The organism is Kitasatospora fiedleri, from assembly GCF_948472415.1.
Lineage (GTDB): Bacteria > Actinomycetota > Actinomycetes > Streptomycetales > Streptomycetaceae > Kitasatospora > Kitasatospora fiedleri.
Genome location: NZ_OX419519.1, coordinates 3,168,757 through 3,182,861, shown reverse-complemented (window position 1 = coordinate 3,182,861; position 14,105 = coordinate 3,168,757). Strand labels below are relative to the sequence as shown.

Below are 14,105 nucleotides of genomic sequence, written 5' to 3'. Positions count from 1 at the left end.
TTGGTCCTCCGGGCCCCTTGTCCTATTTTCGTCAGCTGACACCCGCAGCAACCCCAGGGGAGAGAAGACAGTGCTCAAGGGCTTCCGCGACTTCATGATGCGCGGCAACGTCATCGACATGGCCGTCGGCGTGGTCATCGGTGCCGCGTTCACCGGCGTGGTGACCGGCTTCGTCAGCGCGTTCCTGACCCCGGTGCTCGGCGTGGTGGTCGGCGCGGCCGGCGACTTCAGCGCCTACAAGTTCCACGTCGCGGGCGTCATCTTCCCGTACGGCCAGTTCCTGAACGTGCTGATCGCGTTCGTGCTGACCGCCGCGGTGCTGTACTTCTGCGTGGTGCTGCCGGTCTCCAAGGCCACCGCCCGGTACCTGCCGAAGAAGCCCTCGGTGCCCAAGCGCCCCTGCCCCGAGTGCCTGACCGAGATCCCGGAGGCGGCCCGCCGCTGCGCGGCGTGCACCGCCGTGGTCGAGCCGGCCGTCCCGGTCCAGGTCGCCGCGAAGCGCTGAACCGGTGCGCGGCGCCGCCGGGCGCTGATTTCGCTCCGGCGCGGTGCTTGGTTTACGATGGTGCGTCGGCTCTCTCGTAGCGTGTTCCCGCACGCCCTCAGCCCAGGGGAATCCCCCGGGCGGAGGTGAAGCCTGGTTCGCACGAGCGTTCCGCATACGGTAGCCGGACCCGAAGGGTGGATCTCGCAGTTCATGGCTAAGAAGCAAGGCGCCATTGAGATCGAGGGCACCGTGATCGAGTCTCTTCCGAACGCGATGTTCAAGGTCGAGCTGCAGAACGGTCACAAGGTCCTCGCACACATCAGCGGCAAGATGCGCATGCACTACATCCGCATCCTCCCGGATGACCGGGTCGTGGTGGAGCTCAGCCCCTACGACCTGACCCGCGGCCGGATCGTCTACCGCTACAAGTAACAACCGCCAGATCTAGACCCCGGAGAACCTGAATCATGAAGGTCAAGCCGAGCGTCAAGAAGATCTGCGACAAGTGCAAGGTGATCCGCCGCCACGGCCGGGTCATGGTGATCTGCGACAACCTGCGCCACAAGCAGCGCCAGGGCTGACGCCACCCCCCAGCATTTCTCGTAGGACCTTCGCGCGACGCGCACCAACGTCATACGCGGGCCGCCCGATCCGTCCGATGGACGGACTGCCACCCCCGGTCAGAGGCCGGGGCTCCCTGTCGAGAGACAGCGAGTAGGCGGCGCGTCAGACCTCTGAAAAGAACCACAGGAGCCTTGAATGGCACGCCTTTCCGGCGTTGATCTCCCCCGCGAGAAGCGGATCGAGATCGCCCTCACCTACGTCTACGGCATCGGCAAGACCCGCGCCCAGCAGGCGCTCGCCGAGACCGGCGTGAGCGGTGACATCCGCGTCCGCGACATCAGCGAGGACGACCTCGTCAAGCTGCAGAAGTTCGTGGACGCGAACTTCGAGGTCGAGGGTGACCTCCGCCGCCAGGTCGCCGCCGACATCCGCCGCAAGGTCGAGATCGGCTGCTACGAGGGCCTGCGCCACCGTCGCGGTCTGCCCGTCCGCGGCCAGCGCACCCACACCAACGCGCGTACCCGCAAGGGCCCGCGTCGCGCGATCGCCGGCAAGAAGAAGCCGGGCAAGAAGTAGTCCGTCCCGTCACCGGACATCCCTCCGGCCCGCGGGTCAGCGGACCGACCACCTCAGTAGGAGAGAACAGACTTATGCCCCCCAAGGGTCGTCAGGCTGCCGGCGCGAAGAAGATCCGCCGCAAGGAGAAGAAGAACGTCGCCCACGGGCACGCTCACATCAAGAGCACGTTCAACAACACCATCGTTTCGATCACCGACCCCTCGGGCAACGTGATCTCCTGGGCCTCGGCCGGCCACGTCGGTTTCAAGGGCTCGCGCAAGTCCACCCCGTTCGCCGCGCAGATGGCCGCCGAGGCCGCTGCCCGTCGCGCGCAGGAGCACGGCATGCGCAAGGTCGACGTCTTCGTCAAGGGTCCGGGCTCCGGCCGTGAGACCGCGATCCGCTCGCTCCAGGCCACCGGCCTGGAGGTGGGCTCGATCCAGGACGTCACCCCCACCCCGCACAACGGCTGCCGTCCGCCGAAGCGCCGCCGCGTCTGACGCGACGCCTGGGGTCACCAGGCGGTCGGTGTTTCAAACCTGGTACGGGGTCCCGTTCTTCGCGGGACCCCGTACGCTTGAGTTCTGTCGGCATCAAATAGTGGGTGCCGAAGACAACTGGAGGAACCAGAACATGCTGATCGCTCAGCGTCCGTCGCTGACCGAAGAGGTCGTCGACGAGTTCCGCTCGCGGTTCGTGATCGAGCCGCTCGAGCCGGGCTTCGGCTACACCCTCGGCAACTCGCTCCGCCGCACGCTCCTCTCCTCGATCCCCGGTGCCGCCGTCACCAGCATCCGGATCGACGGCGTCCTGCACGAGTTCACCACCGTGCCGGGCGTCAAGGAGGACGTCACCGACCTCATCCTGAACATCAAGCAGCTGGTCGTCTCCTCGGAGCACGACGAGCCGGTCGTGATGTACCTGCGCAAGCAGGGCCCGGGTGTGGTCACCGCCGCCGACATCGCGCCCCCGGCCGGTGTCGAGGTGCACAACCCCGAGCTGGTCCTCGCCACCCTGAACGGCAAGGGCAAGCTGGAGATGGAGCTGACCGTCGAGCGCGGTCGCGGCTACGTCTCCGCCGTGCAGAACAAGGCCTCGGGCCAGGAGATCGGCCGCATCCCGGTCGACTCCATCTACAGCCCGGTGCTCAAGGTCACCTACAAGGTCGAGGCGACCCGTGTCGAGCAGCGCACCGACTTCGACAAGCTGATCGTCGACGTCGAGACCAAGCCGGCCATGCGTCCGCGCGACGCGATGGCCTCGGCCGGCAAGACCCTGGTCGAGCTGTTCGGCCTGGCCCGCGAGCTGAACGTCGACGCCGAGGGCATCGACATGGGCCCGTCCCCGACGGACGCCGCCCTGGCCGCGGACCTGGCGCTGCCGATCGAGGAGCTGGAGCTCACCGTCCGCTCCTACAACTGCCTCAAGCGCGAGGGCATCCACACCGTGGGTGAGCTCGTCGCCCGCTCGGAGGCCGACCTGCTCGACATCCGCAACTTCGGTGCGAAGTCGATCGACGAGGTCAAGGCGAAGCTGGCCGGCATGGGCCTGGCCCTCAAGGACAGCCCGCCCGGGTTCGACCCGACCGCCGCCGCCGACGCCTTCGGCGCCGACGACCTGGACGACCAGGGCTACGCGGAGACCGAGCAGTACTGAGTTTCGGCACCGGAGGCGGCCCGCTGAGGACCGCCTCCGGTGGCGTGAGAAAGTCGTGCGGACGCGGTGTCCGCACGCCCGCCGCGGTACCTGGTACGGCCGCGGTCGGAGATTCGAGGAGCTAAGTCATGCCCCGTCCCACCAAGGGCGCCCGCCTCGGCGGCGGCCCGCACCACGAGCCGCTGCTGCTGGCCGGTCTGGCCCGCGAGCTGTTCCAGTACGGCCGCATCACCACCACCGAGGCCAAGGCCCGCCGCCTGCGCCCGCTGGCGGAGAAGCTGATCACCAAGGCGAAGAAGGGCGACATCCACAACCGTCGCCTGGTGCGCAAGACCATCACCGACGTGTCGGTCCTGCACACCCTCTTCACCGAGATCGCCCCGCGGTTCGAGAACCGCCCCGGCGGCTACACCCGCATCACCAAGATCGGCGGTCGCCGCGGCGACAACGCGCCGATGGCCGTGATCGAGCTGGTCGAGGGCGAGATCGCCACCAAGGCGACCGTCGCCGAGGCCGAGGCCGCCACCAAGCGCTCCGTCAAGGAGGCCGAGACCAAGGCCGCCGAGACCAAGGCCGCCGAGGCCGAGGAGACCAAGGCCGACGAGGCCGCCGAGACCACCGAGGCCTGAGCCTCCCGGTAGGTCTTCGTCCGGGCCCGCCCTCCCGCTCGTCGGGGGAGCGGGCCCGTTCGCTTTCCGCTTGTCAGACAGGGGAGTTGGAGTGGTGAACGACTGCGCCGAGCTGCCGCCGGTGAAGGACGGCCCGGCGGACGGGCACACCCGGGTCCGGCTGGACCTCGCCTACCACGGCGCGGAGTTCTCCGGCTGGGCCCGGCAGCGCGAACGGCGCACCGTGCAGGGCGAGTTGGAGGACGCGCTGCGGATCGTGCTGCGCAGCGAGGAGAACTTCCCGCTGACCGTGGCCGGCCGCACCGACGCCGGGGTGCACGCCCGCGGCCAGGTCGCCCACGTCGACCTCCCCGACGGGCTGTGGGCCCAGCACGGCGCCAAGCTGCTGCGCCGGCTGGCGGGCCGGCTGCCGGCCGACGTCCGGGTGTACCGGGTCGCCGAGGCGCCGCACGGCTTCGACGCCCGGTTCGCGGCGGTCTGGCGGCGCTACGCGTACCGGGTGGCCGACCACCCCGGCGGGGTCGACCCGCTGCTGCGCGGCCACGTCCTCTGGCACGACCGGCCGCTGGACCTGGAGCGGATGAACGAGGCGGCGGCGCTGCTGGTCGGCGAGCACGACTTCGCGGCGTACTGCAAGAAGCGCGAGGGCGCGACCACCATCCGCACCCTGCTGGAGCTGCGCTGGGACCGGGTGCCGATCGACCCGTACGCGGCCCAGGAGGGCTCGCTGGCGGTGGCCACGGTGCGGGCGGACGCCTTCTGCCACAACATGGTGCGCGCCCTGGTCGGCGCGATGCTGCTGGTCGGCGACGGGCACCGGCCGGTGGGGTTCCCGGGCGAGGTGCTGGCCGGCGGGGTGCGCAACTCCGCGGTCAACGTGATCCGGCCGCACGGGCTGACCCTGGAGGAGGTCGGCTACCCGGCCGACGAACTGCTCGCGGAGCGCAACCGCGTCTCGCGCCGGCTGCGGACGCTGGGCGAACCGGTCGGGGACGCCGCCGGGTCCGCCGCCGGGTCCGCCGCCGCGCGGACGTCGGGCGAACCGGCCGAGTAATCCGTTTTGTCGCGGGGTGGGGGCTTGGCACAATTCCATGGCATGGGACACGTCGAGATTTCGCACCTGGAGTACTACCTGCCGGACGGGCGGGTGCTGTTCGACGACGCGTCCTTCCGGGTCGGCGAGGGCGCGGCCGTCGCGCTGGTCGGCGCGAACGGCGCGGGCAAGACCACGCTGCTGCGGATGATCGCGGGCGACGTCCAGCCGCACGGCGGCTCGGTGACGGTCACCGGCGGCCTGGGCGTGATGCGCCAGTTCGTCGGCACCACCGGCCGGGAGAGCGCCGAGGACGCCCCGGGCGCGCTGCCCGCCGACGCCTCGGTGCGCGACCTGCTGGTCTCCGTCGCCCCGAAGCGGATCGCCGACGCGGCCCGCGCGGTGGACGCCGCCGAGCTGGCGATGATCGCGCAGGACGACGAGAAGTCGCAGATGGCCTACGCCCAGGCGCTGTCCGACTGGTCGGACGCCGGCGGCTACGAGTACGAGGCCGACTGGGACGTGTGCACCACGGCCGCGCTCGGCATGTCCTTCGACCGGGCGCAGTGGCGCGGCCTGAACACCCTCTCCGGCGGCGAGCAGAAGCGCCTCGTCCTGGAGGCCCTGCTGCGCGGCCCCGACGAGGTGCTGCTGCTCGACGAGCCGGACAACTACCTGGACGTGCCGGGCAAGCGCTGGCTGGAGGAGGCGATCCGGGCCACCTCCAAGACCGTGCTCTACATCTCGCACGACCGCGAGCTGCTCTCCCGCACCGCCGAGAAGATCATCGCGGTCGAGTCCGGCGCGGCCGGCTCCAGCGTCTGGGTGCACGGCGGCGGCTTCGAGTCCTTCCACCAGGCCCGCCAGGACCGCTTCGCGCGCTTCGAGGAGCTCGGCCGCCGCTGGGACGAGGAGCACGCCAAGCTGAAGAAGCTGGTGGTCAACCTGCGGCAGGCGGCCTCGGTCAGCCACGCCCTGGCGACCCGCTACGCCGCCGCGCAGACCCGGCTGAAGAAGTTCGAGGAGGCCGGCCGGCCGGAGGAGCCGCCGCGCGAGCAGTCCATCACCATGCGGCTCAAGGGCGGCCGCACCGGCGTGCGGGCGTTCACCCTGCAGGGCCTGGAGCTGTCCGGCCTGATGAAGCCGTTCGACCTGGAGGTCTACTACGGCGAGCGGGTCGCGGTGCTGGGCTCCAACGGCTCCGGCAAGTCGCACTTCCTGCGGCTGCTGGCGGGCGACGACACGGTGGAGCACGGCGGCAGTTGGAAGCTCGGCGCCCGGGTCGTCCCCGGCCACTTCCGGCAGACCCACGCCCACCCGGAGCTGCTCGGCCGGACGGTGCGCTCGATCGTCGAGGAGGAGCACGCGCTCTCCCGCGGGGCGGCGATGTCCGCGCTGCGCCGCTACGAGCTGGACCGGCAGGAGGAGCAGAAGTTCGAGTCGCTCTCCGGCGGCCAGCAGGCCCGGCTGATGATCCTCAAGCTGGAGCTGTCCGGCTCGACCGCGCTGCTGCTCGACGAGCCGACCGACAACCTGGACCTGGAGAGCGCCGAGGCGCTGCAGCAGGGCCTGGAGGCGTTCGAGGGCACCGTGCTGTGCGTCACCCACGACCGCTGGTTCGCCCGCAGCTTCGACCGCTTCCTGGTGTTCGGCTCGGACGGCCGGGTCTACGAGTCCCCGGAGCCGGTCTGGGACGAGGCCCGGGTGGTCCGGGACCGCTGATCCGCCGCCCCGGGGGCCGCGCTGCCGGGCCGGTTTGGAATCCACCCCACCGGCCCGGTATCGTTGGCCGCTGTTGTGCGTATTGGCTCGCTCTATCTCACGTGAGAGGTCGGTACGCCGGAGACGACAGGCCGAACTCCAGCGGCTGCCCGAATTGCGTCCGGGCGGATCGGCTGGAGGCCCCGGGCCTCGGTGCTCCTGTCAGGACCCACTCACTGAAAAGCGAAGGCTACGACCGTGCGTACGTACAGCCCCAAGCCCGGCGACGTCCAGCGTCAGTGGCACGTCATCGACGCGACCGACGTCGTGCTCGGCCGCCTGGCCTCCCAGGCCGCCAACCTCCTGCGGGGCAAGCACAAGGCGATCTACGCGCCGCACGTTGACACTGGTGACTTCGTCATCATCATCAACGCCGACAAGGTGCACCTCTCGGGCAACAAGAAGACCCAGAAGCTGGCCTACCGCCACAGCGGCTTCCCGGGCGGCCTCCGCTCGGTCCGCTACGACGACCTGCTCGCGAACAACCCGGAGAAGGCCGTCGAGAAGGCCATCAAGGGCATGGTTCCGAAGAACAGCCTGGGCCGTCAGATGCTCTCGAAGCTGAAGGTCTACTCGGGCGACCAGCACCCGCACGCTGCGCAGCAGCCGGTGCCGTTCGAGATCACCCAGGTCGCGCAGTAATTCCGGCCACCCGCACCCCGACTGACGTAGAAGAGCTGAGGAACACCGTGGCCGAGACTGCCATCGAGAGCACCCTCGAGGTCGACTTCGACGACGAGAACGTCGACGAGTACACCACCGAGACCGAGTACACCACCGAGTCGCTGGCCGGCCGCTTCGGCGAGGCCGTCCCCGGCGCCGGCCTCGGCCGCCGCAAGGAGGCGATCGCCCGCGTGCGCATCGTCCCCGGCACCGGCCAGTGGAAGATCAACGGTCGCACCCTGGAGAACTACTTCCCCAACAAGGTGCACCAGCAGACCGTGAACGAGCCCTTCAAGCTCCTTGAGCTGGACGGCCGTTACGACGTCATCGCCCGCATCGCCGGCGGCGGCGTCTCCGGTCAGGCCTACGCGCTGCGCCTCGGCGTGGCCCGTGCGCTGAACGAGGCGGACGTGGACAACAACCGCGGCCCGCTCAAGAAGGCCGGCTTCCTGACCCGCGACTCGCGCGCCGTCGAGCGCAAGAAGGCCGGTCTCAAGAAGGCCCGCAAGGCGCCGCAGTACAGCAAGCGCTAATCGCACCCTTCATGCGATCCTCGCCCCGGAGCACTCCCGTGCTCCGGGGCGTTGTGCCTCCCGGACCGGTGCGGAGTCCGCGGGGGCGGCACCACCCGAGCCAAGCACAGGCGCGACAGGACGGACGAACGCGAACATGACACGACTCTTCGGTACCGACGGAGTGCGCGGGGTGGCCAACGAGGGCCTCACCGCGGAACTGGCCCTGGGCCTGTCGGTGGCCGCCGCCCACGTGCTCGGCGACGCGGGCGCGTTCGAGGGCCACCGGCCGGTGGCCGTGGTCGGCCGGGACCCGCGGGCGTCCGGAGAGTTCCTGGAGGCCGCCGTGATCGCCGGCCTGGCCAGCGCCGGCGTCGACGTGCTGCGGGTCGGCGTGCTGCCCACCCCCGCGGTCGCCTACCTGACCGGCGCGCTCGGCGCCGACTTCGGCGTGATGCTCTCCGCCAGCCACAACGCGATGCCCGACAACGGCATCAAGTTCCTCGCCCGCGGCGGCCACAAGCTGGACGACGCGATCGAGGACGCGATCGAGGCGCACTACCGCCGCTACGGCGTCGGCGACGAGACCTGGCACCGCCCGACCGGCGCCGCGGTGGGCCGGGTCCGCCAGTACAACGAGGGCTTCGACCGGTACGTGGCGCACCTGGTCGCGGTGCTGCCCAACCGGCTCGACGGCGTGAAGGTCGTCATCGACGGCGCGCACGGCGCGGCCGCCCGGGTCGCCCCCGAGGCGTTCGCCCGGGCCGGCGCCGAGGTGGTGCACACCCTGGGCACCGAGCCGACCGGCCTGAACATCAACGACGGCGTCGGCTCCACCCACCTGGACAAGCTGCGCGCCGCGATGAAGGAGCACCGGGCCGACCTGGGCATCGCCCTGGACGGCGACGCCGACCGCTGCCTGGCCGCCGACGCCGACGGCAACGAGGTCGACGGCGACCAGATCATCGCCGTCCTCGCGGTCGCCATGAAGGAGGCCGGCACGCTGCGCCGCAACACCGCGGTCGCCACCGTGATGTCCAACCTGGGCTTCAAGCTGGCGATGGAGCGCGAGGGCATCGAGCTGGTGCAGACCGCGGTCGGCGACCGCTACGTGCTGGAGGAGATGAAGCAGCACGGCTACGCGCTCGGCGGCGAGCAGTCCGGGCACGTCATCCTGCTCGACCACGCCACCACCGGCGACGGCACCCTGACCGGCCTGATGCTGGGCGCCCGGCTGGCCGCCACCAAGCAGCCGATGGCCGACCTGGCCGCGGTGATGACCCGGCTGCCGCAGGTGCTGATCAACGTCAAGGGCGTGGACAAGAACCGGGTCGAGTCCTGCGTCGAGCTCCAGGCCGCGGTCGCCGCCGCCGAGGCCGAACTCGGCGCCACCGGCCGGGTGCTGCTGCGCAAGTCCGGCACCGAGCCGCTGGTGCGCGTGATGGTCGAGGCGGTCGGCCACGAGCAGGCCCAGGACGTCTGCCAGCGCCTCGCCGACGCGGTCCGGCTGCACCTGGGCTGAGACGGGTGCGGCGGGGCCCGCCGGGCCCCGCCGCCGTCGTCCGTCCTGCTGCCTACTGCTGCGGTGCGGCGTTCTTCTTCACCGGGACCCACACCTGGTAGAAGCCGCTGCCGTAGCTGTTGTGGTACGGGATGCTGACCAGCAGCCGGTACTTGCCCTCGGCGCGCAGCTGCTTGGTGAGCTTCTCGTCCAGCGCCCCGGTGACCGTCCGGTCGAACACCACGACGTCGAAGTAGCTGTCGGTGAGGGCGGCCTGGAAGCCCGCCTCGCCGGTGAGCAGCTTCTTGTCCTTGGTCTGGTAGGTGATCGTGTACGTGGACGTCCACTGGTTGAAGCCGACCTGCTCGCGCAGGTAGTAGCGCGGCACCGAGTTCGCCTCGACCAGGTAGTGGCCGTCCGGCACCAACTGCCGGTTCAGGGTGGCGATCAGCTGGTCGGAGTTCGGCCAGGCGTGGTACAGGCTGGTGGACTGCACCATGCCGAGCACCAGCATGGTGACCCAGGCGAGGATGCCGAGCTGCGGGTGGCGGAAGTGCGAGCCGACGATCCGGGTGATGCCGAGGGCGGCCATCGGGGTGGCGAACAGCAGGCCGTAGCCGATGTGCTTGTGCAGCGAGACGCTCTCGTGGATCCAGATCTGGTACGCCGGGGCGAGCAGCGCGGTGCCGGTCAGCAGCAGGCCCATCAGGACCCGCCACAGCCGCCGCGGCACCCGGACGGCCTGCAGGGTGGGGGCCTCGCTCATCCGGCCCTTGAGGGCGTACAGGACGGTGCCCAGCACCGCGAGGGCGAACAGCAGGCCGCCCCACTCGGCGCAGTCGCGGAGCATGTCGATCCGGACGCCGTGGCCGGTGGCGCGGCCGGTGGTGGTGGACCGCAGGCCGTCCAGGACGTCCGAGCCGGTCAGCCGCAGCGCGGCGTACGCGCCGCCGACCGCGACGGCGGGGATCAGGAACAGCCGCAGCAGCGACCGCCACGCGTGGTACGGGACGGCGGCCAGGCAGGCCAGCGCGACGACCACCGGGGCGTACATCAGCGCCGCGTACTTGACCGCGACGGCCAGCAGCAGGACCGGCGGGATGGTCAGGGTGCCCAGCCACCAACCGCGCCGGGCGGTGCGCACCGCGAGCCAGGCGGCGACCGCGATCAGGAACAGCGCCATCGCGTCGTAGGTGGCCAGCGCGCCCATGAAGAGGGTGGACTGGGTGACCGCGAAGCAGCCCGCGGCGACCAGCGCGACCCGCTCGTTGAACAGCCGGCGGGTCATCATGTACAGCAGCGTGGTGGCGCCCAGCATGAACGCCAGCGACAGGGCGCGGGCACCGGCCAGGCCGAAGTGGGCGTCGGCCGCGGCGGCCAGCGGCGGGTAGAGCAGCGGCGAGCCGGAGAAGTACGAGGCGAAGGAGTCCGGCAGCGGGGCGCCGCCGTTCAGGTGGTGCAGCTGGAGGTGGCCGGCGTACAGGTACAGCGCCTCGTCCTCGAAGGCGCTGTTGCTCAGCCGGAGCGTCAGCAGCGCCTGGGCGACCAGGATGCCCAGCAGCACCAGGCGGCTGATCCAGGTCCGGCGGCTGCTCGGCAGCGGGTCCCAGCCGACGTCGGGGACCTCGGGGAGGGTGTACCCGGGCTCGGCGGGCGCCGCCGGCTGCTGCGGGACCACCGGCTGCTGGGGCGCCGCGGGCTGCTGCGGCACCGCGGGCTCGGGCTCGGCGGTGAACCAGCCGAAGTTCCGCTCCGCGTGGTAGCGGTCCTCCGCGGTCCGGGCCTCGGGCGAGTATGCGTCGTCGCGCTGCTGCGTCATCAGGGTTTTCTCGGGTCGAAGCCGTACCGCGGGTCGGCGGCGTGCTGCTTGAAGGCCTTCAGCGAGCTGGGCGTCTTCTCTAGCCGCCAGTCGGCGCGCTTGCTGATGTTGAACCAGACGAAGCCCAGGACGTCGGGGTGCTCCTCCACGCCCGCGAACAGCTGGTCGACGAACGAGGACGCCTTCTTGCCTGGTTCGGCGGCGGTCTCGCTGATGATGAACGGCTTGCCGCTGAACTTGCGGACCTGGGCCATGGTCGGGCCGTAGAGCTGCTCGAAGTCCTTGTCGCAGCACTCGGTCCAGTAGCCGACCATGCCGACCCAGTCGATGTAGCCGTCGCCCGGGTAGTAGGGCTGGAGGGCGACCTGCTGCACCGGGTTGACGATGTTCGGGCTCCACACCCAGATGACGTTGGACGCGCCGCGGTCCTGGAAGATGTCGTGGATCCGGCGCCACGCCGCGACGAAGTCCTCGGCGCTGTTGGTCTTGGTGCCCCAGTCGTACCAGTGGCCGTTCATCTCGTGGGCGAAGCTGATCGCCACCGGCACGTTGGTCTTCTGCACCGCGGTGGCGAACGCCTTGATGTACGGGTCGGAGTCGCCCTTGGCGATGTCGGCCAGCGGGGTCTTGTGCGGCTCCCAGGCGATGTACGGCAGGGCGCCGTTCTGCCAGCTCAGCCGGACGCCGGTGGAGTCGAACTGGTCGCCCCAGCCGGCGTAGTTCTCGATGATGTTGGGCTGCTTGCCGACCATCTCGGCGTACTTCTGCACCGGCTCCATGGAGGCCGGCGCGCCGTCCAGCGCGACACCGAGGTACTTGCCGGCGGGCTGCAGCAGCGGCGTCAGGTCGACCGGCGCCTGGGCCTGGCCGCTGGGGTCGGCGGAGGCCACCTGGGTGTCGCCGGCGCCGAAGGCGTCACCGCCGGCCGACGGGCCGGGCCGGTCGCAGCCCGGCAGCAGCAGGAGCACGCCGGTCAGCAGCAGGCAGGCGGCCGTTCTGGCTCGACGGGTCGGGTGGTTCACGCGGCCTTCTCGCTTCGGGGCTGGAGGAGGGTGCGGCCGACCACCAGGGCGTAGAACAGCCCGGAGGCGAGCACCAGGGCGTAGTCCGGCGGGTACCCGGTCAGGATGCGCCACACGGCGATGCCGACCCAGGCGAGCGCGGTGCCGCCGCCCCAGACCCACAGCCCGACCCAGAGCCGGCGGGTCCGGTTCTTCTTGGCGGTGCTGGAACCGGTCGCCTGCCAGGACATCCGCTTGCGGCGCAGGATGTCCCAGATCGCGAAGAAGTGCGCCCAGCCGTACATCATCCGGCAGGACCAGGCTTCCAGGCGGTACGGGACGCGGTGCCAGAGCGGGAAGATCACCGTGGTGTACACCAGGCTGGGCAGCACCAGCCAGAGCCGCTCGACCAGGAACATCTCCGGGTGCCAGATCAGCAGCGCGAGCGGGATCACCGGCGACAGGAAGATGAAGATCGCGGTGTGGATGTAGTAGAAGAACCCGGACATGTAGCACAGCCGGCTGCGCCAGCGGAGCTTGGTGTCCCAGAACTTGCGGCTGCCGAGCAGGCTCATCGAGCCCGAGCACCAGCGGTACTGCTGGTTGTAGAAGGCGCCCGCGGTGTCCGGGCAGACCCCGGTGGCCAGCGCCAGCGGCACGTAGCGCAGCCCCCAGCCGAGGCGGCGCAGGTCGAAGCCGGTGTGCACGTCCTCGGAGTGCTCGATCAGCGTGGTGCCGCCGTTCTCCTCCAGCGCGGACCGCCGGTAGACGGCGCAGCTGCCGACGCAGATCGCGCCGTCCCTGGCCTGCCGGGAGACCTGCACGGAGCGGTAGAACAGCTCCTGCACGGCGCCGGCGCCGCGCTCGACCCAGCTCTGCGAGTCCAGCACCCGGAAGTACTGCGGGGACTGCACGATGCCGAGCTTCGGGTCGGCGTCCAGGTGCGGGAGGAGCTCGCTCAGCAGGTCGGCGCGCGGGGTGAAGTCGGCGTCCAGGATGAGGATGTACTCGCCGTCGGAGTTGCCGAACCCGAAGTGCAGGTTGCCGGCCTTCTTGTACCAGCCGCGGTTCGGGCGGGTGCCGTAGCGGAAGCCGAAGTCGGCGGCCATCGCCTCGAGTTCGGGGCTGGCCGAGTCGTCGAGGACGTAGGGCATGCACAGGCCGGGGTAGTTGTCGGCCATCTCCCGGACGTGCGTCCAGGTGTTGTGCAGGATCTCGATCGGCTCGCCGCACACCGGGAGGAAGACGTCGACCGTCGGGTACTCCCGCGGGCGCCAGGCGCGCACCAGCTGCCGGTGGCCCTTGAGGTCGAAGTCGCCGTTGAGGCCGGTGACCCGCAGCGAGATCAGGTAGTAGACCACGGTGAACAGCAGGAACGGCGCGTAGATCCACAGCCAGGGCGCGCTCGCCAGCAGGCCGACCTGACTGGTGGTCAGGCAGCCGAAGCTGATCAGCGAACTGAGCGTCAGCACCCACAGGTGGCGCTTGGCGTACGCGAACTTCTCGGTGTCGTCCGGCGGTTGCGGCAGCAGTCCGAGCTGCGGCGCGGCCGGGGCCTTGCGGCGGCGCGGCGCGGGGACAGCTCCGCGCCGCCGGGTGCGGCGCGTGGATTCGATGCTGCTGGACAAAGAGGGCCCCCGTGGCCGTGCTTCGGACTCGATTCAGCCTGCCTGCGCGGAGATTGGCGTGAACCGGCGGCCGCTAGAGTTTAGCCGACGGTGTTCGCCGGGCCGGGGCCGGGTAGTGACGTTTGCATTACGGTGGGGCGCGCCGGCGCGGCGGAAAACGGACATTTCGGCTTGCTGCGGAGGCGGCATCACCGAATGGGCGCACATGCCCTAGCATTCACGCACATGAGCGATGGGATGGGTGTACCGCAGAGTCCGAACACTCCTGGCGGCCAGCCGCAGCAGCCTCTGAG

General features: G+C 70.5%; 15 protein-coding genes. 12 read left to right on the top strand and 3 right to left on the bottom strand.

Annotated elements, in window-relative coordinates; translation table 11 throughout:
- Window positions 1-70: 70 nt before the first annotated feature.
- The 12 genes from mscL (at window position 71) to glmM (ending at window position 9,385) form a co-directional block, all read left to right on the top strand.
- The gene (gene mscL, locus QMQ26_RS14595) at window positions 71-505 is read left to right on the top strand and encodes a large conductance mechanosensitive channel protein MscL (RefSeq protein ID WP_282205971.1); all 435 of its coding nucleotides are present in this window, start codon (window positions 71-73) and stop codon (window positions 503-505) included.
- A gap of 192 nt (window positions 506-697) precedes the next feature.
- Window positions 698-919 carry a translation initiation factor IF-1 gene (gene infA / locus QMQ26_RS14590; protein WP_003956442.1) on the top strand — a complete coding sequence of 74 codons (222 nt, stop codon included), beginning with the start codon at window positions 698-700 and terminating at the stop codon, window positions 917-919.
- A 35-nt stretch (window positions 920-954) separates the two neighbouring features.
- Entirely contained in the window at window positions 955-1,068 is a 114-nt protein-coding gene (gene rpmJ / locus QMQ26_RS14585; RefSeq protein WP_003956441.1) for a 50S ribosomal protein L36, read from the top strand.
- Between the two features lie 178 nt (window positions 1,069-1,246).
- On the top strand, window positions 1,247-1,627 hold the full coding sequence (gene rpsM / locus QMQ26_RS14580) for a 30S ribosomal protein S13 (protein WP_033250918.1): 381 nt from the start codon (window positions 1,247-1,249) through the stop codon (window positions 1,625-1,627).
- Between the two features lie 74 nt (window positions 1,628-1,701).
- Window positions 1,702-2,109, top strand: a complete 408-nt coding sequence (gene rpsK / locus QMQ26_RS14575; protein WP_014136257.1) for a 30S ribosomal protein S11 — start codon at window positions 1,702-1,704, stop codon at window positions 2,107-2,109.
- A gap of 133 nt (window positions 2,110-2,242) precedes the next feature.
- Entirely contained in the window at window positions 2,243-3,265 is a 1,023-nt protein-coding gene (locus tag QMQ26_RS14570) for a DNA-directed RNA polymerase subunit alpha (RefSeq protein ID WP_030457404.1), read from the top strand.
- 128 nt (window positions 3,266-3,393) lie between these two features.
- Complete coding sequence (rplQ, locus tag QMQ26_RS14565) at window positions 3,394-3,894, top strand: 50S ribosomal protein L17 (RefSeq protein WP_100837840.1); 501 nt, start codon at window positions 3,394-3,396, stop codon at window positions 3,892-3,894.
- A 91-nt stretch (window positions 3,895-3,985) separates the two neighbouring features.
- Window positions 3,986-4,948: a tRNA pseudouridine(38-40) synthase TruA gene (gene truA / locus QMQ26_RS14560; protein ID WP_282205970.1), complete on the top strand. Its 963-nt coding sequence runs from the start codon at window positions 3,986-3,988 to the stop codon at window positions 4,946-4,948.
- A gap of 42 nt (window positions 4,949-4,990) precedes the next feature.
- On the top strand, window positions 4,991-6,649 hold the full coding sequence (locus QMQ26_RS14555; protein ID WP_100837841.1) for an ABC-F family ATP-binding cassette domain-containing protein: 1,659 nt from the start codon (window positions 4,991-4,993) through the stop codon (window positions 6,647-6,649).
- Between the two features lie 237 nt (window positions 6,650-6,886).
- Window positions 6,887-7,330, top strand: a complete 444-nt coding sequence (rplM, locus tag QMQ26_RS14550) for a 50S ribosomal protein L13 (protein ID WP_014136251.1) — start codon at window positions 6,887-6,889, stop codon at window positions 7,328-7,330.
- A 47-nt stretch (window positions 7,331-7,377) separates the two neighbouring features.
- On the top strand, window positions 7,378-7,884 hold the full coding sequence (rpsI, locus tag QMQ26_RS14545; RefSeq protein WP_033213973.1) for a 30S ribosomal protein S9: 507 nt from the start codon (window positions 7,378-7,380) through the stop codon (window positions 7,882-7,884).
- Window positions 7,885-8,020: 136 nt separating this feature from the next.
- Window positions 8,021-9,385 (top strand): phosphoglucosamine mutase, encoded by a 1,365-nt coding sequence (gene glmM, locus QMQ26_RS14540; protein ID WP_100837842.1) that lies wholly within the window; start codon window positions 8,021-8,023, stop codon window positions 9,383-9,385.
- Window positions 9,386-9,437: 52 nt separating this feature from the next.
- On the opposite strand, the gene QMQ26_RS14535 is transcribed toward glmM, so the two are convergent.
- The 3 genes from QMQ26_RS14535 to QMQ26_RS14525 are packed head-to-tail and all read right to left on the bottom strand — an operon-like array spanning window position 9,438 to window position 13,662.
- Window positions 9,438-11,183: an ArnT family glycosyltransferase gene (locus tag QMQ26_RS14535; protein ID WP_282205969.1), complete on the bottom strand. Its 1,746-nt coding sequence runs from the start codon at window positions 11,181-11,183 to the stop codon at window positions 9,438-9,440.
- Window positions 11,183-12,205, bottom strand: a complete 1,023-nt coding sequence (locus QMQ26_RS14530; RefSeq protein ID WP_282205968.1) for a glycoside hydrolase family 26 protein — start codon at window positions 12,203-12,205, stop codon at window positions 11,183-11,185. The genes QMQ26_RS14535 and QMQ26_RS14530 overlap by 1 nt, the downstream gene beginning before the upstream one ends.
- On the bottom strand, window positions 12,202-13,662 hold the full coding sequence (locus QMQ26_RS14525; RefSeq protein WP_404814177.1) for a glycosyltransferase family 2 protein: 1,461 nt from the start codon (window positions 13,660-13,662) through the stop codon (window positions 12,202-12,204). The genes QMQ26_RS14530 and QMQ26_RS14525 overlap by 4 nt, the downstream gene beginning before the upstream one ends.
- Window positions 13,663-14,105: the final 443 nt, after the last annotated feature.